At 71.3% G+C, this 18,115-nt stretch carries 17 protein-coding genes; 7 read left to right on the top strand and 10 right to left on the bottom strand.

The genetic code is table 11. The annotated features are described in order from the left end of the window. A complete protein-coding gene (locus AB0C26_RS39105) occupies positions 1-753 on the bottom strand; it encodes a bacterial transcriptional activator domain-containing protein (protein WP_360258268.1) in 753 nt (250 codons plus the stop codon). Continuing rightward, the gene (locus AB0C26_RS39100; protein WP_360258267.1) at positions 750-1,376 is read right to left on the bottom strand and encodes a hemerythrin domain-containing protein; all 627 of its coding nucleotides are present in this window, start codon (positions 1,374-1,376) and stop codon (positions 750-752) included. The genes AB0C26_RS39105 and AB0C26_RS39100 overlap by 4 nt, the downstream gene beginning before the upstream one ends. Before the next feature lie 120 nt (positions 1,377-1,496). Between AB0C26_RS39100 and AB0C26_RS39095 the strand changes: the two genes are divergently transcribed. Further along, positions 1,497-2,981 carry an MFS transporter gene (locus AB0C26_RS39095; RefSeq protein ID WP_360258265.1) on the top strand — a complete coding sequence of 495 codons (1,485 nt, stop codon included), beginning with the start codon at positions 1,497-1,499 and terminating at the stop codon, positions 2,979-2,981. Between the two features lie 116 nt (positions 2,982-3,097). Further along, the gene (locus AB0C26_RS39090; RefSeq protein WP_360258262.1) at positions 3,098-3,700 is read left to right on the top strand and encodes a hypothetical protein; all 603 of its coding nucleotides are present in this window, start codon (positions 3,098-3,100) and stop codon (positions 3,698-3,700) included. Here the strand turns inward: AB0C26_RS39090 and AB0C26_RS39085 are convergent. Continuing rightward, positions 3,687-4,517, bottom strand: a complete 831-nt coding sequence (locus AB0C26_RS39085; RefSeq protein ID WP_360258260.1) for an oxidoreductase — start codon at positions 4,515-4,517, stop codon at positions 3,687-3,689. The two genes, AB0C26_RS39090 and AB0C26_RS39085, sit on opposite strands and share 14 nt — an antisense overlap. An 87-nt stretch (positions 4,518-4,604) precedes the next feature. On the opposite strand from AB0C26_RS39085, the gene AB0C26_RS39080 reads away from it, so the two are divergent. From AB0C26_RS39080 to AB0C26_RS39065, 4 genes are all read left to right on the top strand, one after another. Further along, positions 4,605-5,435, top strand: coding sequence for a helix-turn-helix transcriptional regulator (locus AB0C26_RS39080; protein WP_360258258.1), 831 nt, complete (start codon positions 4,605-4,607; stop codon positions 5,433-5,435). A 118-nt stretch (positions 5,436-5,553) separates the two neighbouring features. Beyond that, a complete protein-coding gene (locus AB0C26_RS39075) occupies positions 5,554-5,859 on the top strand; it encodes a DUF6403 family protein (protein ID WP_360258256.1) in 306 nt (101 codons plus the stop codon). Continuing rightward, entirely contained in the window at positions 5,852-7,180 is a 1,329-nt protein-coding gene (locus AB0C26_RS39070; protein WP_360258254.1) for a hypothetical protein, read from the top strand. Before AB0C26_RS39075 ends, AB0C26_RS39070 begins: the two co-directional genes overlap by 8 nt. Then, entirely contained in the window at positions 7,177-8,103 is a 927-nt protein-coding gene (locus AB0C26_RS39065) for a hypothetical protein (RefSeq protein WP_360258252.1), read from the top strand. Before AB0C26_RS39070 ends, AB0C26_RS39065 begins: the two co-directional genes overlap by 4 nt. A 36-nt stretch (positions 8,104-8,139) precedes the next feature. On the opposite strand, the gene AB0C26_RS39060 is transcribed toward AB0C26_RS39065, so the two are convergent. Continuing rightward, on the bottom strand, positions 8,140-8,445 hold the full coding sequence (locus AB0C26_RS39060) for a helix-turn-helix domain-containing protein (RefSeq protein ID WP_360258249.1): 306 nt from the start codon (positions 8,443-8,445) through the stop codon (positions 8,140-8,142). A gap of 186 nt (positions 8,446-8,631) precedes the next feature. On the opposite strand from AB0C26_RS39060, the gene AB0C26_RS39055 reads away from it, so the two are divergent. Continuing rightward, a complete protein-coding gene (locus tag AB0C26_RS39055; RefSeq protein WP_360258247.1) occupies positions 8,632-9,570 on the top strand; it encodes a TerC family protein in 939 nt (312 codons plus the stop codon). 202 nt (positions 9,571-9,772) lie between these two features. Here the strand turns inward: AB0C26_RS39055 and AB0C26_RS39050 are convergent, their stop codons facing one another. From AB0C26_RS39050 to ppdK, 6 genes are all read right to left on the bottom strand, one after another. Then, positions 9,773-10,645 carry a universal stress protein gene (locus AB0C26_RS39050; protein ID WP_360258245.1) on the bottom strand — a complete coding sequence of 291 codons (873 nt, stop codon included), beginning with the start codon at positions 10,643-10,645 and terminating at the stop codon, positions 9,773-9,775. Positions 10,646-10,864: 219 nt separating this feature from the next. Then, positions 10,865-11,617 carry a pyruvate formate-lyase-activating protein gene (gene pflA, locus AB0C26_RS39045; protein ID WP_360258243.1) on the bottom strand — a complete coding sequence of 251 codons (753 nt, stop codon included), beginning with the start codon at positions 11,615-11,617 and terminating at the stop codon, positions 10,865-10,867. Continuing rightward, the gene (pflB, locus tag AB0C26_RS39040) at positions 11,617-13,854 is read right to left on the bottom strand and encodes a formate C-acetyltransferase (RefSeq protein ID WP_360258241.1); all 2,238 of its coding nucleotides are present in this window, start codon (positions 13,852-13,854) and stop codon (positions 11,617-11,619) included. Before pflB ends, pflA begins: the two co-directional genes overlap by 1 nt. Before the next feature lie 98 nt (positions 13,855-13,952). Next, positions 13,953-14,963 carry an alcohol dehydrogenase AdhP gene (gene adhP / locus AB0C26_RS39035; RefSeq protein ID WP_360258238.1) on the bottom strand — a complete coding sequence of 337 codons (1,011 nt, stop codon included), beginning with the start codon at positions 14,961-14,963 and terminating at the stop codon, positions 13,953-13,955. A gap of 86 nt (positions 14,964-15,049) precedes the next feature. After that, positions 15,050-15,361 carry a hypothetical protein gene (locus AB0C26_RS39030; RefSeq protein ID WP_360258236.1) on the bottom strand — a complete coding sequence of 104 codons (312 nt, stop codon included), beginning with the start codon at positions 15,359-15,361 and terminating at the stop codon, positions 15,050-15,052. A 10-nt stretch (positions 15,362-15,371) separates the two neighbouring features. Further along, on the bottom strand, positions 15,372-17,999 hold the full coding sequence (gene ppdK, locus AB0C26_RS39025; RefSeq protein WP_360258234.1) for a pyruvate, phosphate dikinase: 2,628 nt from the start codon (positions 17,997-17,999) through the stop codon (positions 15,372-15,374). Between the last annotated feature and the right edge of the window lie 116 nt (positions 18,000-18,115).

Here is an 18,115-nt window from a genome sequence, read left to right as displayed (position 1 = left end):
CTATGTGGGCGGCAACCCGGGTTGAACTGCCGAGACGGTCGGGTAATCGACATCGAGGATCGTCCGGTTGAGGTTTCGCAGCTCCGGTCCCGGCGCCGCACCCAGTTCCGTGGCGAGTGTGTAACGCACCGTGCGGTAATGGGCCAGGGCCTCGGCCCGGCGGCCCGCGCCGTGCAGGGCGGTCAGCAGCAGGGCGTGCCCCGGCTCGTGATGCGGCCGCTCGGCCACCAGGTCCCGCAGACCCGGGATGGCCTCCTCGTGGCGGCCGGTCTCGACGAGCGCGGCGAGCAGGCGCGTGGCGGCCGTCCGGCACAGCTCGTCGAGGCGTTCCCGCTGCTCGGCGGCGAACGACCCGGTCAACCCTTCCAGCGGTACGCCTCGGCGAAGCGCGACAGCGGCCTCGAGCTCCGCCGTCGCGGCGTCCGGCCCGGCCGCCGCCGCCCGGGCGAGATGGGTGGTCAGCCGGCGGGCGTCGACCGACTCCGAGGGCACGTGCAGCGCGTGGCCGCCACCGAACCAGCCGAGCTGCACCGGGCCGCCGCTGAGCGTGCGGCGCAACCGGTAGACGTACGCGGGAACCTGGGTTTGATCTCCGATCGCCTCGCCGAGCTCGCTCAGGCCGGCGCGGGCGCCCTCGCGGAGCAGCAGGACCGCGAGGATCGTGCGCTGCCGGGAGTCGCCCAGGGGCAGCTCGACGCCGTCCCGCCAGGCGCGCACCGGGCCCAGCAGGGAGAAAGTGACGCCGGCGCTCACCAGGGCTGCGGCTCCCGGAGCCGGGACACGTGCCGTTGGTACTGGTGGCGGCCGATCAGCCACCACGCCATCCGGCCGGTGAGCGGCACCTTGGCCAGGAAGTGGCGGCGCTCGTCGGGGCCGGCCTCCTCCAGGATCGCGCCCAGCGTCAGGGTGGCCAGGCCCCGGCTCGCCACCCGTTCCCACTCGGCCCGGGTCAGATGCTCGGCGATCAGGGGCAGGATCAGCTCCTCCTCGTCGTCGAGGTGTTGCACGAGCGCGGCCCGGTGCGCGGCCAGCTGGTCGCTGAGCTCATCGCGTACGGCCTCGGCCGCATCCAGCTCCCAGCGCGGGAGAAGATCACCGATGGCCAGCAGGGTGTGCTCCAGCCGGCCGTGCTGGGTCTCCATGCGGGCCACGAGCTCGTCGTACAGGCGGGCCCGCTCGCGCACCAGCGGCCACAGCAGCTCATCCTCGGCCCGGTGGTGGCACAGCAGCTCACCGGTGTACCGCCGGACCGCCTCGGCGACCTGCGTGGCGCGCTCGGTGTCACCGGGACGGCACCCGGTGACGAAGCGCGGCAGCAGGGCGGCCTCGCGCCGGAACACCCGGTGGAGGGCCACCAGCTCGTGGTCCATGGTCATGTCGTTCACGATGGCGCAGTCTCGGGCACCTCACTTGCCCGCGACTTGACGGGCCTTAAGCCGGGGCCCCGGCCTGCCGATGCGGAGTGGGACGGAATCGACTCGCTACGGAAGGCGCGCATGTCCACTGATACTCGAACCCGCCTCACGCGGCCGGCCGCCGATCAGGGCTCCGGCCGCTGGTGGGCACTGGTCGTGCTCGCCATGGCCCAGCTCATGGTGGTGCTCGACGCCACCATCGTGAACATCGCGCTGCCCACCGCGCAGGCCGACCTGGCGTTCTCCGACTCCGACCGGCAGTGGGTCGTCACCGGCTACGCCCTCGCCTTCGGCAGCCTGCTGCTGCTCGGCGGGCGCCTGTCCGACTTCTTCGGCCGCAAGAAGATGTTCCTCATCGGCCTGGTCGGCTTCGCGCTGGCCTCGGCCCTCGGCGGTGCCGCCAACGGCCTCGAGATGCTGATCGTGGCCCGCGCCCTGCAGGGCGCGTTCGGCGCGCTGCTCGCCCCGGCCGCCCTGTCGCTGCTGTCCACCACGTTCACCGAGCCGGCCGAGCGCGGCAAGGCGTTCGGCATCTTCGGCGCCATTTCCGGCGCCGGCGGCGCCGTCGGCCTGCTGCTGGGTGGCGTGCTGACCGAGTACGCGTCGTGGCGCTGGTGCCTGTACGTCAACCTGGTCATCGCGGCCATCGCGGTCGTCGGCGGCCTCATGAAGCTGCAGGACGAGCCGGTCGACGGCAAGGGCAAGATCGACATCCCGGGCGTCGTCTCGGTCGTCGTCGGCCTGGTCGGCCTGGTCTACGGCCTCGGCAAGGCGGAGACCGACGGCTGGACGGCCGCGGCCACCCTCATCCCGATCATCGTGGGTGTCGTCTTCCTGATCGCCTTCGTGCTCATCGAGCGCCGGGTCGCGCAGCCGCTGCTGCCGCTGCGCGTGGTGCTCGACCGCAACCGCGGCGGCTCGTACGCCGCGATCGGCATCGCCGGCGCCGGCATGTTCGGCATCTTCCTGTTCCTCACGTACTTCCTGACCGCGGTCCTCGGCTTCACCCCGATCCAGACCGGCCTGGCGTTCCTGCCCATGCTGGCCTGCATCATGGTGTCGGCCACCCTGGCCGGTTCGATCCTCACCCCGAAGGTCGGCCCGCGCCCGCTCGTCCCGGCCGGCGCCCTGATCGCCGCGGTCGGCATGGCCTATCTGACCCGCCTGCAGCTCGACTCGTCGTACGCCGGCGGCGTCCTGCCCGGCCTGCTCATCATCGGCCTCGGCCTGGGCCTGGTCTTCGCGCCGACCCAGAACGCCGCCACCAGCGGCGTGCAGCACCACGACGCGGGCGTCGCCTCGGCGATGATCAACACGGTGCAGCAGATCGGCGGCTCGATCGGCACCGCGCTGCTGAGCTCGTTCGCCGCGACCGCCGCGACGAACTACGCCTCCTCGCACGCCCCGTCGGCCACCCTGGCCGCCGAGGCCCAGCTGCAGAGCTACCACACGGTGTTCTGGTGGTCGTGCGGGTTCTTCCTGGTCTGCGCGGTGGTCTCGGCGCTGATGTTCCGCACCGGCCCGCTCGACGTCGACCCGGACGCGCCGCCCGCGATGGCGCACTGATCGTCCGAGCTTTTTGTCAGGGCCCCGGCCGTTTTGGCCGGGGCCCTTTCACGTGCTTGATCATCTTTCCACCCGGGTGATCCGGATGCGCGGATCATTGGTAATAATGTCCATCAATGAGCGCGGACGAGTGGCAGAGCTGGCGGCACGAGACTTTCGGCGATCCGTCGCCCGGCGGGCCCGGCTTCACCGCCCTGCTCAGCGCCGCCCGCGCCGATCCTCGCACCGTCGAGCGGATGCTCCGGGCCGGGCTGGCCGCCGGTGACCCGCTCGCCGCCCAGTCGTTCAGCGTCCTGGCCGCCGAGGGCCGCGCTCCCGCCGACGCCGTGAGCTATCTGCGCGGCGCCCTGCACGGCGCTTCCGGCGAGATGCGCATCCGCACGGCCGAGGCCCTGTACGCCATCACCGGCGACCCGTCCTGGTCCCGGCCCATCGTCGGCGTGCTGAGCGCGGCCACCAGCGAATTCGCCCGCCTCGACGCGGCCATCGCCCTGGCCCGCTTCCCACCCGACAGCGTCCTGGTGACCGCGCTCGCCGCCGCCGTCGCCGACCCCGAATACCTGGTTCGCTACCACGCCGCCAGCACCCTGCTGCGCTACGCCGGCGACCGGCGCCCGCCGGAGAGCGACCCCACGCTGCACGACCGCCTCACGGCCGCCACCGAGGAGCAGTGGCGCTCGGCCGCCGACGAGTTGGCGGCCCGGGTCAGGAGCGCGTAGCGAGCCCGTCCAGCCGGGCCAGGGCGTCGCCTTCCACGTCGCCTGCGGCCAGGTTCTCGCGCAGGTGGGCGACCGACGAGGTGCCCGGGATGAGCAGGATGTTCGGCGAGCGGCGCAGCAGCCAGGCCAGCGCGGTCTGCTGCGGCGTGGCGCCCAGCTCGGCCGCCACCTCGGTCAGCACCCCCGACTGGATCGGGTTGAAGCCGCCCAGCGGGAAGAACGGCACGAAGCCGATCCCGTCCGCGGCCAGCGCGTCGACCAGGGCGTCGTCGTCACGCAGCACGACGTTGTAGAGGTTCTGCACGAAGACGACCGGCGCGACCGCGCGCGCCTCGGCCACCTGCTCCGCGGTCACGTTCGACAGCCCGAGATGCCGTACGAGACCCTCGCGCCGCATCTCCGCCAGCTCACCGAACCGGTCGGCCACGGCCTCGCCCTTCTCGACGCGCAGGTTGACGCCGTCGAGCGCGTCCAGCCCCAGCCGCTTCAGGTTGTCCTGAACCTGCTCGCGCAGGTTGTGCGGCGAGGGGTTCCAACTGCCGTCCGGACCGCGGCTGTAGCCCACCTTGGTGACGATGCGAAGGCTTTCCGGGTACGGGTGCAGCGCCTCCCGGATGATCTCATTGGTGACGTACGGGCCGTAGTAGTCGCTGGTGTCGATGTGCGTGACGCCGAGCTCGACGGCGGTACGCAAAACCCGTACGGCCTCGGCCCTGTCCCTGGGCGGCCCGAAGGCGCCCGGCCCGGCCAGCTGCATGGCCCCGAACCCGATGCGGGACAGAACGAGGTCGTCGGCGAGCTTCAGTGAGTCGTTCATGCCCACCAGCCTGCCCCGGACGAGGCGGCCCTGGGAGCTACAGCCTGTACCACCCACGGGCGGCGCGCGCGAGGCACCATGGGCCTCATGAATCAGCTCGGCGCCGCCGTGCGGGCCTGGCGCGGCCGGACGGAACCGGCCACCGTCGGCCTGCCCGCCAACTCACCCCGCCGCGTGCCCGGCCTGCGCCGCGGTGAGCTGGCCATGCTGGCCGGCATCTCGGTCGAGTACGTGGTACGCATCGAGCAGGGCCGCGCCCCGACCCCGTCCGCCCAGGTGTGCGCGGCCCTGGCCCGGGCCCTGCGGCTGACCGACGAGGAACAGGCCCACCTGCTGCGCCTGGCCGGCCACGCCGCCGACCCCGACCGGGTGCCGAGGATCATCCCGGAAAGCCTGCAACGCGTCATGGACCAGCTCACGGCCAGCCCCCTGGCCGTCCACGACGCCACCTGGGCCCTGCTGGCCTGGAACCCGCTGTTCGCCGCGGTCTTCGGCGACCCGAGCGCCTACCGCCCCGACGAACGCCACATCCTGATCCGCCAGTTCGAGGGCGGCTTCGGCCGGGCCCGGCAGACCCCGGCCGAGCGGGCCGCGTTCGAGGAGTCCCTGGTGGCCGACCTGCGCGCGACAACCAGCAGGTACCCGAACGACCCGTCCATCGCCGCCCTGATCACCCGGCTGCGCCGAAGCCCTCGCTTCCGCGAGCTGTGGGCGCTGCGCTCGGTCGCCGACCACCACAGCGCGACGAAGGTCATCGAACACCCCGAGGTCGGCGACATAGCGCTGGACTCCAACGTCCTGACCACGCAGGGCTCCAACCTGCGCCTGGTCGTCTACACCCCGCGGGCCGGCACCGACGCCCGCGGCAAACTCGACCTCCTCACGGCGATCGGCCTTCAACAGCTGTCGCGAACGTAGAGCCGCATCGTGGCCGGAGTCCCATCGGCATGCACGTTCGCAGCGTGACCTCCATACGGCGACCTTGCGAACCGCGGGGTGAGCCTGTTCGGTTTGAGCTGTTCGCTAGCCTGCTTCCGTGTGGTGGATCTGGGGGGCCGGTGGCGTCGTGCTGTTCGTCAGCGGATTCGCGGTGGTCGCCGGCCCTCGCCGGCGGCAGCGGGCGACGGAGCGGCGGGTGGCCTGGTCGGCGGCGCGGGCGGCGATCGCCACGGCCGCCGTGAGCCGGGACGCGGCCGGGACGCGGGCCGAGCGGGACGCCGAGGCCACGGAGCTGTTGCGCCGGGCCGAGGCGATCGCGGCCGCGCGCGGTGGCCCGGACGCGGCGCACGAGGCCACCGAGCTGGCCCGGGCCGCCGAGCGGATGTGGCGGGCCGATGATTAAGCAGCTCTTGGGGTGGGTCGCGCTCGCGGTGGCGGCCGTCACCATGGTCGTGTTCCTCACCAGTCAGCAGAGCGACTTCAAGGTCACCTATGCCGGGTCGCCCGGCGGCAGCACGACGCCCAGCGGCGGGCGGGGCTCGGCCACCGTGCCGGACACCGCCGAGCTGACCCGTCTGCTGCGGACGTCACCGGTGGTCCGGCTGCCGGGCGCGATCGCGCAGTGGGACACCACCGCGGTCGGCGCCGCGATCGGCGACAGTGGACTGCGGATCCTGGTCACGCCGCCCGGCCTCGACGACGCCTCCACCCAGCGGGTCCAGCAGCTCAAGGACGCTGATCTGCGGGTCATCGGGACGGCCGTCTCCACCGGGACGTACGCCGTCACTGGTACCGAACTGGCCGACTGGCGGGACCAGTTCGCGACCGGTGACGTGACGAACGACCTGTTGCTGCTGATCGCCCACTTACGCGAGCGGCCGGAGCCCGTACAGAAGCATCTGTTCTCGTGGCGGGCGCCGACCGCGGCCGAGACCGCCGTGGTCGCGGCCGACCTGCGCTCCAGTGGTTTCCACCGGGGCCGAGGGTCGACGGTCACGTCGGCGCCGCGGAGCTCACCGGCTTTTCCGAACGGGCGCGCGCTGTACGTGACGCTCCCGTTGCAACCGTTCGGCCGGCCGGTCCCGGAATACGGTCCCGCCCTGGTGAAGCTGTTCCCGGACACCCCGATCGTGGTCATGTACGGCGCCTGGATCGAGTACTACGGACCGCACGCGGCCGACTTCGCCGAGATCGCGGCGGCCACCTTCTATTCGCAGGCCGAGCGGGTGCTGGATCGTCTGGCGTACTCGCAACAGGGCGTGCTCGACACCTACCTGAACCGGGTCACCGACGTACGGTTCGCCGGCCTGTTCGACCGGCCGCTGCCCTACGAGCCGCCCGACCCGCTGCGGGTCACCCGGCCCGCCCTGCCGTGGGTCTTCGTGGCGTGCGTGGTGTTGTTCGTGGCGTTGTCGCTGCGCCCGATGGTGCGCCCGGTGTGGCGCCGAAGCCGGGCCGTCGCCGCGGGAACGCCGGCCCAACTGGCCGCGCTGACCGCCCTGGCCGTGGAGATGTCGGCGCTGACCGACCGGCGCAGCGAGCCGGCGCTGGCCCGGGCCCTGGTCACCCTGACGGCCGCGCGTGACGCTTCCCGCGACGACCTTCCCGACGAGCACGTACGCGCGTTGCTGCGCGACGCCGAAGCCGAGCTGGACCGGTGCGCGCGGTTGTTGCCGTACCGCGGCTACCGGCCGGCCGAATACCTGAACGGGCGGATCGCATGACCTGGCTCTTTCCGCCGTCGCCGGCCGGCCCGCCGTCCCGGCGCGACCGGTGGCTCACGCGGGCCGCCCAGATCCGCAGGTCGCTGGTGTCGCCGTTCGGGCTGGCCTCGATCGCCTGTCTGGTCCTGGCCGGCTGGGCGCTGTGGACCGGTGGTGTGTTCGAGGGCCCGATGGCCCGGCAGGTCCGCACGTCGTCGGTCTACGCCGCCCCCGGCACCGGCCTGGACGTCGCCGCGGCGGAACGGATCATCGGCAACCGGCGGCTGGTCCTGGTGATCGTGGATCCGGCGGCGGGGCGTCCCGGCCCGATCTGCGACGCTTTGGAACGGGCCGCCGACGGCACTCTGGTGCTGGTGCTGCGGCCCAAGCCGGGCGGGGGCTGGAACAAGTACGGGTGCGCGATGTTCCCCGGCGGCGGCGAGCTGATGGCGATCGAGGGGGCCATCAGCACCGGCATCCAGCAGTTCGGTGACGACCCGCTGTCCATGGTCAAGGTGGTCGCCGTCAACTACGACCGGCTCGTCCGCGCCGGGATCATGACGGACGGCCCGCGCACGATCCACCCCTACCTGCCGCGTTATCTGGCCGCCGGCGCGGCGGTCCTTGCCGTGATCATCGGCTCGCTGGTGCTCTGGGTCGCCGGCCGCCGCACGGCGAAGGCCACCCTCGACCGGCAGGAGCGCCTGCAAGCGGCCACCGACGGCCGTGCCGCCCTGAGCGCCGCCGCGGCCGCGGTGGCGCAGCAGATCATCGACCTCGACGCCAAGTATCGGACCGGCACCCCGCAGTTCCGGCGCCGCTACGTCGCCCTGACCGACGATTACGTGACGTTGCTCGACGACCTGGACGACCGCGCCGCGATGCCGCGGGTGAAGGAACTGCTCGCCCGGGCCCGCCGCCTGGCCGCGTCTGACGCGCGGTGACGCAACTGGCCGGGCGACCGGCTGTACGCCTCTGTGTTACGCGCGGCCCTGCCGGTCGTCGAGTGACGGGGGAGTGGTGAACAGGGCGAGCAGGTCGCCGATGCGTCGGTCGGCCTCGGCCGGGTGCCGGAAGTGGCCGGCCGGGTTGACGGTGTACCGGTTGCGGCGCCCGACGCGGGTGTGCTCGAGGTAACCCGCCTTCTCGAGGTCGGCCACGATGGCTTGGGCGGCGCGTTCGGTGATGCCTACGGTCTCGGCCACCTCGCGCAGCCGGGCGTCGGGTTCGCGCGCGATGGCCAGCAGTACGTGCGCGTGGTTGGTCAGGAAAGTCCAAGCCGCCATCGGTACGCCTCCCCTTGTCATACGAACCATACTTCGTGAATAATGTTTCGTAGTTCGAGGGGGAGTACCCGGCGTGCGACGCGTCGTCGTCAGTACGGGCCGGCCATCCGGCCCCGGCGGCGCGGCCACCTGAAGTGCGGTGGTGCGGGGAGACCTTCGGCCCGTCCGGTCGAAGGGAGTTCCCTGATGTTCGTGCCGTTGTGGGCCTGGGCGCTGGTGATGGGCGCCGTCGCGGTGATGCTGGCCGTCGACCTGTTCCTGCACCGCGACAACCACGTGATCGGCTTCCGGGAGGCGGCGACCTGGTCGGCCGTCTGGATCGGCGCCGGTCTGCTGTTCGGTGTGCTGTTGTGGGGCTGGCAGGGCGGCGACGTGGCCGGCACCTACTACGCGGGCTACCTGATCGAGAAGGCGCTGTCGATCGACAACGTCTTCGTCTTCGCGCTGATCTTCTCGGCGTTCGCCGTGCCGCCCGCGCTGCAGCACAAAGTGCTCTTCTGGGGCGTGGTCGGCGCGCTGGTCATGCGGCTGGTGTTCATCTTCGTCGGCGCCGAACTGCTCGAGACGTTCTTCTGGACGGCGTACGTCTTCGGCGCCTTCCTGATCTGGACCGGCTACCGGATGGCGTTCCGCCACGGTGACCAGAGCCCGCCGGAGAACAACCTGGTCGTTCGCCTCGTGCGCCGCGTCGTGCCAACCGACCCGGCCTACCACGGCGACCGGTTCTTCGCCCGCGTCGACGGCCGCCGGGTGGCGACCCTGCTGTTCGTCGTGCTGATCGCCGTCGAAGCCACCGACCTGATCTTCGCCATCGACTCGGTCGCCGCGGTCCTCGCGATCACGACCAGCACGTTCCTCGTCTGGACGGCGAACGCGTTCGCGCTGCTCGGCCTGCGCAGCCTGTACTTCTGCCTGGCCGGCCTGTTGCGCCGCTTCGTGCACCTGCACTACGGGCTGGCCGTACTGCTGGCCTTCGCCGGCGTCAAGCTGATCCTGTCCGAGACGCCGATCGGCAAGCTCCCGATCCCGGTGACCCTCGGCGTCATCGTCGCGACCATCGCGGTGTCCATCGGCTCGAGCCTGCGCAGCACCGCGTCCGGCAGCACGACCTTGCCGCCGTCGTGACGGCCGGCGATCGCGTCAGCGGCCGCGGTACCGCGCACGACGACGACGGCGAACTCGGCCCGGCGAGGAACCGCAGCCGTAGGCTCTCCGGGCTTGCCTCGCCGTACAGCCGGGCCAGGGCCGCGCGGTCGTCCGGCGGCACCGGCCGGATGGTGATGATCCGCCGTCGGAGGTGAGGGCGTCGAACGCGATGGTGACCTCCTCAGGCCGGTCGCGGCCGGGTGACGTAGACCGGGGCACCGGCGTGGTGCAGCAGCTGCAGGGTGGTCGAGCCGAGGAACGCGCCGGCCAGCAGCCCGTGGCCGCGGTTGCCGACGATGACCAGGCGGGACCGCCGGGATTCGCGTTCGAGCGCGAAGGCGGCGCTCTCGTGGGTCACCACCGTCGTGAACAGCACGTCCGGGTACTTGGCACGCCACGGGGCCAGCTGCTCGTCGAGCCGCTCGTTCTCGGCGGCGTCCTGCTCGGGCGTGTCGACCGTCGGCGGAGCCACGTCGGACAGCCACAGGGGAATCACCGGAAGGTAGGCCCGGACGATGGTGAGCGGGCAGTCGTGTTCGGTCGCGGCGGTGAAGGCGGTCTCCAGCACCAGGTCGGCGGTGGGGGAGTCGTCGACACCGACCGCGATGGGTCCGCCGGCGGTCGTACCGTGGCCGCGAACGACGACGACCGGGCAGGGGGCGTGCGTGGCGACGCGCTGGCTGACCGAGCCGAGCAGCAGGCCGGCGAAACCGCCGCGGCCGCGGCTGCCGAGCACCAGCAGTTCCGCGTCGTGGGCCACCTCGAGCAGCCGCGGAGCGGCGTGCCCGATCAGCGTTTCGGTTGCGATGGTGATGTCGGGTGCGATGTCGCGGGCCTGGTCCCAGGCCGCGGCCACGACGGCCTCGGCGATTTTCCGGGCCAGGTCGACGACCTCGGTGCCGACGTTGTAGCGGGCGCCCTGCCACTCGAAGTCGAAGGCGTGCACGATGCGCAACGGCAAATGGCGGCGCTGGGCCTCGTGGGCCGCCCAGTCGACGGCGATGGTGCTCGGTTCGGTGCCGTCGGTGCCGACGACGATGGGCTTGGTGTTCATGGCCTTGCCCCTTTTCTTCTCTCCCTTCATCGTCGGCTTCATCGATGCGATGGGGCAGGGCGTCAGGTCCTCGCCCGGCGGGCCGAAAGTCCCGCCGGCAAGTCGTGGACGACGCGCAACGCGAGGCCTCGGCAGCTGTCGACCCGCCTGGAGCATTACGGACAACAGCGTTGCCACCACAGCGGACGAGGGAGTGGCCTCGCTCGCCGCGGCCGTATCTCAGAACACCGTGAGCCCATGGCCGCGGAACTGGTCGCGCACTCGACGCAGGAGCTGGTCGTCCGGCGCCGGCGTATCCGCCAGCGGGAATGGCAGGCCTAGAGCGGCGTACTTCTGGGCGCCGAGGCGGTGGAAGGGCAGCACCTCGACGCGTTCGACGGTCGGCACGGAAGCGGCGATCGCGGCGACGGCGTCGACGTTGGTGGGGTCGTCGGTGAGGCCGGGAACGAGCACGAAGCGGACCCAGATGGGCGTGCCGCGGTCGGCGAGGCGGTGCGCGAAGCGGACGGTGGGCGCGAGTCTTCCGGTGCGGGTCACCTTGCCGTACGTCGCGGGATCGCCGGACTTGATGTCGAGCAGCACCAGGTCGGTGGCGTCGAGCAGGGCGTCGTCGGCGCGGTCGCCGAGGAAGCCGCTGGTGTCCAGAGCCGTGTGCAGCCGCAGCTCCTTGCAGCCACGCAGGACCTCGCGCGTGAAGGCCGGTTGTTGCAGCGGTTCGCCGCCGCTGATGGTGACTCCGCCGTGGGCGACTTTCAGGAAACGCTCGTACCGCCGGATCTCGGTGAGCAGGTCCGGCGCTGTCCACCCGGTGCCGTACCGGCGGTACTGGGTGTCCGGGCTGTGGCAGTACTGGCAGCGCAGCGGGCAGCCGGCGAGGAACGCGACGAACCGGGTGCCCGGCCCGTCCACTCCGGTCGAGAGGTCGAAGGAGTGGACGGAACCGGTCACCGGCGCCGTGACGAGGGGGGTCATCACAGCGATCCGTGGAAGGTGCGGGAGATGACGTCGCGCTGCTGCTCGGGGGTGAGCTTGACGAAGTTGACCGCGTAGCCGGAGACCCGGATGGTCAGCTGCGGATAGTTCTCCGGATGTGCCATGGCGTCTTCGAGGGTGGCGCGGTCGAGGACGTTGACGTTCATGTGGAAGCCGCCGCCGTCGGTGTAGCCGTCGAGTACGCCGGCCAGGTTGCCGATGCGCTCGTCGCGAGAGTGGCCGAGGCCGTCGGGGGTGACGGTGATGGTCAGCGAGATGCCGTCGCGGGCGCAGCGGTACGGCAGTTTGGCCACCGACAGCGCGGCGGCGACCATGCCGTGCTTGTCGCGGCCGTTCATCGGGTTGGCCCCCGGCGCGAAGGGCTCGCCGGCGCGGCGGCCGTCGGGCGTGTTGCCGGTGTGCTTGCCGTAGACGACGTTCGAGGTGATGGTCAGAACCGACAGCGACGGCTCGGCGCCACGGTAGGTGGGCTGCCGGCGGATCTTGGCCATGAACCGCTCGACGAGGTCGACGGCGATCGTGTCGGCGCGGTCGTCGTTGTTGCCGAAGGCCGGGAAGTCGCCGTCCACGGCGTAGTCGACGGCCAGCCCGTTCTCGTCCCGCAGCACCTTGACCTGAGCGTGCTTGATGGCGCTGAGGCTGTCGGCGGCGACCGACAGGCCGGCGACGCCGGTGGCCAGGAACCGGTGGACCGGGTAGTCGTGCAGGGCCATCTCGAGGCGTTCGTAGGCGTACTTGTCGTGCATGTAGTGGATGACGTTGAGGGCGTCGACGTACGTCTCGGCGAGCCAGTCGAGGGTCTTGTCGTACGCGGCCATCACGGTCTCGTAGTCGAGGATGTCGTCGGTGATCGGCGTACTCACCAGAACCTGTTCGCCGCTCAGCTCGTCGCGGCCGCCGTTGATCGCGTACAGCAAGGCCTTGGCCAGGTTGGCTCGGGCGCCGAAGAACTGCATGTCCTTGCCGACGCGCATGGCCGAGACGCAGCACGCGATCGCGGTGTCGTCGCTGTAGGCGGGGCGGATCAGTTCGTCGTTCTCGTACTGGATGGAACTGGTGTCGATCGACACCTGGGCGCAGAACCGCTTGAAGCCCTGGGGCAGCGTAGGTGACCAGAGCACGGTCAGGTTGGGCTCGGGGGCCGGGCCGAGGTTGTAGAGGGTCTGCAGGTAGCGGAAGCTGGTGCGGGTCACCAGCGGGCGGCCGTCGCAGCCGATGCCGCCCAGCGACTCGGTCACCCAGGTCGGGTCGCCCGAGAAGAGTTCGTCGTACTCGGGGGTGCGCAGGAAGCGGATGATGCGCAGCTTGATGACGAAGTCGTCGACGAGCTCCTGCGCCTGCTGCTCGGTCAGCGTCCCTTCGGCGATGTCGCGCTGCAGGTAGATGTCGGCGAAGCTCGCCGTGCGGCCGAGTGACATCGCAGCGCCGTTCTGCTCCTTGGTCGCGGCCAGGTAGGCGAAGTACAGCCACTGGATCGCCTCGCGACCCGTCGTCGCCGGGCCGGAGATGTCCTCGCCGTACCGGTCGGCCATGAACCGTAGTTCTTCCAGCGCCTTGATCTGCTCGGCGAGCTCCTCGCGGTCGCGGATCACGTTCTCCGAGGACAGCTGCCCGTCGAGCGACGCCTTGACGGCTCGGCGTTCGGAGATGAGCCGGTCCACGCCGTAGAGGGCGACCCGCCGGTAGTCGCCGATGATCCGGCCGCGGCCGTAGGCGTCGGGCAGCCCGGTGATGATGTGCGAGCGCCGGGCGGCTTTGACGTCGGCCGGGTAGGCGTCGAACACGCCGTCGTTGTGGGTCTTGCGGTACTGGCTGAAGATCGCCTTCACGTGCGGGTCGAGTTCGAACCCGTACGCGGCCAGGCCGTTCTCCACCATGCGCAGGCCACCGTTGGGCATGATCGCCCGGCGCAGCGGCGCGCTGGTCTGCAGACCGACGATGAGCTCGTGGTCGCGGTCGAGGTAGCCGGGCTCGTGCGCGGTGATCGTGGAAGGGGTGTGCGTGTCCACGTCGTAGATCCCGCGCCGGCGCTCCTCGACGAACATCCGCTGCAGCTGCCGCCAGATCCGCTCGGTGCGGTGCGTCGGCCCGGTCAGGAACGACGCGTCACCCTCGTACGGCTCGATGTTGTCGTGGATGAACCCGCCGACGTCGATCGTCTCGCGCCAGCCGGTGCCGCGGAATCCGCGCCAGGCGTCGTGGGATGTGGTGTCCATGACCTCTCCTTCGTCTGTCCTCAGCCTGGCCGAGCGACGACCGGACGGGCAGGGCCAGAGGTCCCGGGCGGCCGGGACCGTCCGAGACCCCGAGCGGTTCACGGAATCAGTACGAGACGTGCCGGCACGCGGCTGGCGAGGACGTCCTCGATGGCGTCGTTGATCTGTTCGAGCGGTCGGGTCTCGTAGAACACCTTGGTACGCCCGGCGGCGTGCAGCCGGAACACCTCGGTCAGGTCGGCGCGGGTACCCACGATCGAACCGATCACCTTGATGCCTTTGAGGACGGTCTGGAAGATCGGCAGCGACATGGCGTTGTCCTTGGGCAGCGACACCAGGATCAGCCGGCCACCGCGTCGCAGCGACGCGTGCGCCTGCTCGAGCACCTTCGGGTCGGCCGCCAGCACCACGGCGACATCGGCGCCGCCGAGCGCCTCGATCGCGGCGACCGGGTCGGTGGTGGCGGCGTTGACGACGTGGGCGGCGCCCAGGTTCTTGGCGAGTTGAAGCTTCTCCTCGGTGACGTCGACCGCGATGGTCTCGCCGCCGAAGATCTGCGCGTACTGCTGGGCGAGGTGGCCCAGCCCGCCGATGCCAAAAATCGCGACGCGATCGCCGGGCGTGACCCCGCCGACCTTGACAGCCTTGTAGGTGGTGACGCCGGCGCAGGTCAGCGGCGCGGCCTCGGCCGGGTCGATGCCGTCCGGCACCGCGACGGCGAAGCGCGCGTCGGCGATCAGGAACTCCGCGTGGCCGCCGTCGATCGCATAGCCGGTGTTCAGCTGAGCCTCGCACAACGTCTCCCAGCCGGTGACGCAGTACTCGCACGAGCCGCAGGCATGTCCGAGCCACGGGATCGCGACGCGGTCACCGGCACGGTGCAGCGTGACGCCCGGACCGACCTTGTCGACGACGCCCACGCCCTCGTGGCCGGGGATGAACGGGGGAGTCGGCTTGACCGGCCAGTCGCCGCGGGCGGCGTGGATGTCGGTGTGGCACAGGCCGCTGGCCTCGATGCGGACCAGGATCTGCCCGTCACCGGGTTGCGGGATCGGGACCTCCTGGACGGCCAGTGGTTCGGTGAAGCTGGTGACGACGGCTGCGCGCATGACGTTCCCTTCTTTCTCTGTGCCTTCAAGGCTCGTCCGGCGCAAGTCGCGGTAGTAGGGCCACTCGTCCCTGATACGCAGGACCGTCAGCGTTCCTCCGTGAGGCGGTGCGCACGCAAGAGACGGGCCCACCACGGTCTCGCAGTTCCACCTGCCCTCAGCGCCGGCCGCGCACTGTGCTTGAGGCTGACCCAGCCGCCGGGACCCATCGTCACCGTGCCGATCGCGGGCCGCCGGCGCAGCGCGAGGCCGACGGACACGCTCGCGGTGGCCACCGCCGCAGTGGCCAGCGCGGCCAAAGCGACGGTGGTCGCATCCACGGCGGGGATGAACCGGCCGTCGACGTAGGCGCCGATCTCCCGGTCACCGCGCCGGACCGGCGTCACCGTGGTCGTCATCGTGACCTCCTCATCGGCTGTCCGAGCCGGCCGCCGCGCTCGCGGCGCGTCCGGCCTCGAGCCGGGCGATCGGCACGCGGAACGGCGAGCACGACACGTAGTCCAGGCCGGTGTCGTGGAAGAAGCGGACCGAGGCCGGATCGCCGCCGTGCTCGCCGCAGACCCCGACGGTCAGGCCGGGCCGGCTCGCGCGGCCCCGTTCGACGGCGATGCGGACGAGCTCACCCACGCCGTCGCTGTCGATGGTCTCGAACGGCGACGCCGCGAAGATGCCGAGCTGTAGGTAGCGCCCGAAGAACGCGCCTTCGACGTCGTCGCGGGAGAAGCCCCACGTCAGCTGGGTCAGGTCGTTGGTGCCGAACGAGAAGAACTCGGCCGCGCCGGCGATCTGCCCGGCGGTCAGCGCGGCCCGGGGAACCTCGATCATCGTTCCGATCCGGATCGGCGGCGCGCCCAGCACGCTCGCCAGCACCGCCTCCGCCTCCGCTCGTACGGTCTCCAGCTCCTGCACCGCGCCGACCAGCGGGACCATGATCTCCGGCCGTGGGTCGCCGCCCGCGGCAACCCGTGCGGCGGCGGCCTCGGCGATCGCGCGGACCTGCATGGCGAACAGGCCGGGGATCACCAGGCCGAGGCGGACCCCGCGCAGGCCGAGCATCGGGTTCTGCTCGTGCATCCGGCGCACGGCCGTGAGCAGCGTGCCGTCGCGACCGGGATCCTGACCGAGCGCCTCGGCCCGGGCGACCCGCGCGGTCAGCTCCTCCAGCGGCGGCAGGAACTCGTGCAGCGGCGGGTCGATCAGCCGCACGGTGACCGGCATACCGTCCATCGCGGTGAACAGCTCCTCGAAGTCGGCGCGCTGCAGCGGCAGCAGCTCGGCCAGGGCGCCGTCGTCGCCGAGGATCAACCGCTCGATCAGTACGCGGCGGTCGCCGAGGAACATGTGCTCGGTCCGGCACAGCCCCACACCGGTGGCGCCGAAGCGGCGGGCGCGGGCGGCATCGGCGCCGGTGTCGGCGTTCGCGTGCACGGCGAGCCGCGCCGTGTGGTCCGCGTGGATCATGAGCCGTTCCACCGCGGCGAGCAGGGGGTCGCCGTGGGCGGTGAGCTCGCCTTCGAAGTAGCGCACGACGCGGGAGGGCCGTACGGCTACGGCGCCGGGGTACACCTTGCCGGTGGTGCCGTCGAGGGAGATCACGTCCCCGGCGTGCAGCGTGCGTCCGGCCACGGTGACCGAGTCCTCGTCGATGACGAGTTGCTCGGCGCCGCAGACGCAGGTCTTGCCCATGCCGCGCGCGACGACGGCGGCGTGCGAGGTCTTGCCGCCGCGCGAGGTGAGGATGCCCTGGGCGGCGATCATGCCGGGCAGGTCGTCGGGGTTGGTCTCGCGGCGCACCAGGATGACCGGCTCGGTGGCTTCTGCGGCGGCGTCGGAGTCGAAGACGATCATGCCGACGGCCGCTCCGGGCGAGGCGGGCACGCCGGTGGTCAGCGGTTCGGGTGCGGCGGCGGTGTCGAAGCTGGGGAACATCAGCTGGGCCAGCTGTTCGCCGGTGACGCGCTGCAGGGCCTCGTCGAGGGTGATGGTGCCCTCGTCGACGAGCTGGGCGGCGATGACGAACGCGGCGGCCGGGGTGCGCTTGCCGACGCGGGTCTGCAGCATCCACAGCTTGCCGTTCTCGATGGTGAACTCGATGTCGCACAGGTCGCGGTAGCGCTGCTCGAGCCGCTGCATGATCGAGAGCAGCTGCCGGTGGCTCACCGGGTCGATGGTGGCGAGCTCGGCGAGGCTCATCGTGTTGCGGATGCCGGCGACGACGTCCTCGCCCTGGGCGTTGCGCAGGTAGTCGCCGTAGACGCCGCGCCGTCCGGTGGCCGGGTCGCGGGTGAAGGCGACGCCGGTGCCGGAGTCCTCGCCGCGGTTGCCGAAGACCATCGCCATCACGTTGACCGCGGTGCCCAGGTCCTGCGGGATGCGTTCCTGTCGCCGGTAGAGGGTGGCGCGCTCGGCGTTCCACGACCGGAACACCGCGCCGATCGCGAGGAACAGCTGCTCGTGCGACGCCTGCGGAAAGTCACGGCCGGTGTGGGCGTGGAAGACCTTCTTGTACGCGAGGACGAGGTCTTGCAGCTGGGCCACGCTCAGGTCGGCGCCGATGCCGCCGGCTGCCGCGAGCTCGTCGTCGAACGCCTCACCGGGCACGTCGAAGACGGTCTTGCCGAACATCTGGATCAGGCGCCGGTAGGAATCCCAGGCGAAGCGCTCGTCCCCGGTCTGCCGGCCGAGGCCGGCGACGCTCGTATCGCTCAGGCCGATGTCGAGGATGGTCTCCATCATCCCGGGCATGGAGAACTTGGCGCCGGAGCGTACGGAGAGCAGCAGCGGATCCTCGGGGTCGCCGAAGGTCTTGCCGATCTGGTTCTGCACCATCCGCAGGTGATGCTCGACCTCGCCCAGAAGGCCGGTGGGCATCGTGCCGGTGCGCAGGTATTCGCGGCAGGCGTCGGTGGTGACGGTGAAGCCGGGCGGCACCGGCAGACCCATCCGGGTCATCTCGGCCAGGTTGGCGCCCTTGCCACCGAGCAGGTCCTTGAGGTCCTTGTTGCCCTCGACGAAGTCGTAGACGTATCTGGTCACGGCCTTACTCCTCGCTGTCTCGGCGGTGGCTCCTTCCTCGTTGGTAAGCCCTGCGGGTGGTCGGGTTGTAGGGCCGGACGTCCCGATCCGACGGGCTCCCTCGCTTCTCCTGTTGC

This window comes from Actinoplanes sp. NPDC048796 (assembly GCF_040650035.1).
Classification (GTDB): domain Bacteria; phylum Actinomycetota; class Actinomycetes; order Mycobacteriales; family Micromonosporaceae; genus Actinoplanes.
The sequence above is the reverse complement of the archived record's forward strand: the minus strand, read 5'-3'. Positions and strand labels throughout refer to the sequence as shown.

What these genes read in the sequence shown, in the direction of transcription:
- AB0C26_RS39100 (WP_360258267.1), bottom strand. Translation starts at nt 1,376, where the DNA reads ATGACCATGGACCACGAGCTGGTGGCCCTCCACCGGGTGTTCCGGCGC.
- AB0C26_RS39095 (WP_360258265.1), top strand. Translation starts at nt 1,497, where the DNA reads ATGTCCACTGATACTCGAACCCGCCTCACGCGGCCGGCCGCCGATCAG.
- AB0C26_RS39090 (WP_360258262.1), top strand. Translation starts at nt 3,098, where the DNA reads ATGAGCGCGGACGAGTGGCAGAGCTGGCGGCACGAGACTTTCGGCGAT.
- AB0C26_RS39085 (WP_360258260.1), bottom strand. Translation starts at nt 4,517, where the DNA reads ATGAACGACTCACTGAAGCTCGCCGACGACCTCGTTCTGTCCCGCATC.
- AB0C26_RS39080 (WP_360258258.1), top strand. Translation starts at nt 4,605, where the DNA reads ATGAATCAGCTCGGCGCCGCCGTGCGGGCCTGGCGCGGCCGGACGGAA.
- AB0C26_RS39070 (WP_360258254.1), top strand. Translation starts at nt 5,852, where the DNA reads ATGATTAAGCAGCTCTTGGGGTGGGTCGCGCTCGCGGTGGCGGCCGTC.
- AB0C26_RS39065 (WP_360258252.1), top strand. Translation starts at nt 7,177, where the DNA reads ATGACCTGGCTCTTTCCGCCGTCGCCGGCCGGCCCGCCGTCCCGGCGC.
- AB0C26_RS39060 (WP_360258249.1), bottom strand. Translation starts at nt 8,445, where the DNA reads ATGGCGGCTTGGACTTTCCTGACCAACCACGCGCACGTACTGCTGGCC.
- AB0C26_RS39055 (WP_360258247.1), top strand. Translation starts at nt 8,632, where the DNA reads ATGTTCGTGCCGTTGTGGGCCTGGGCGCTGGTGATGGGCGCCGTCGCG.
- AB0C26_RS39050 (WP_360258245.1), bottom strand. Translation starts at nt 10,645, where the DNA reads ATGAACACCAAGCCCATCGTCGTCGGCACCGACGGCACCGAACCGAGC.
- pflA (WP_360258243.1), bottom strand. Translation starts at nt 11,617, where the DNA reads ATGACCCCCCTCGTCACGGCGCCGGTGACCGGTTCCGTCCACTCCTTC.
- pflB (WP_360258241.1), bottom strand. Translation starts at nt 13,854, where the DNA reads ATGGACACCACATCCCACGACGCCTGGCGCGGATTCCGCGGCACCGGC.
- adhP (WP_360258238.1), bottom strand. Translation starts at nt 14,963, where the DNA reads ATGCGCGCAGCCGTCGTCACCAGCTTCACCGAACCACTGGCCGTCCAG.
- AB0C26_RS39030 (WP_360258236.1), bottom strand. Translation starts at nt 15,361, where the DNA reads ATGACGACCACGGTGACGCCGGTCCGGCGCGGTGACCGGGAGATCGGC.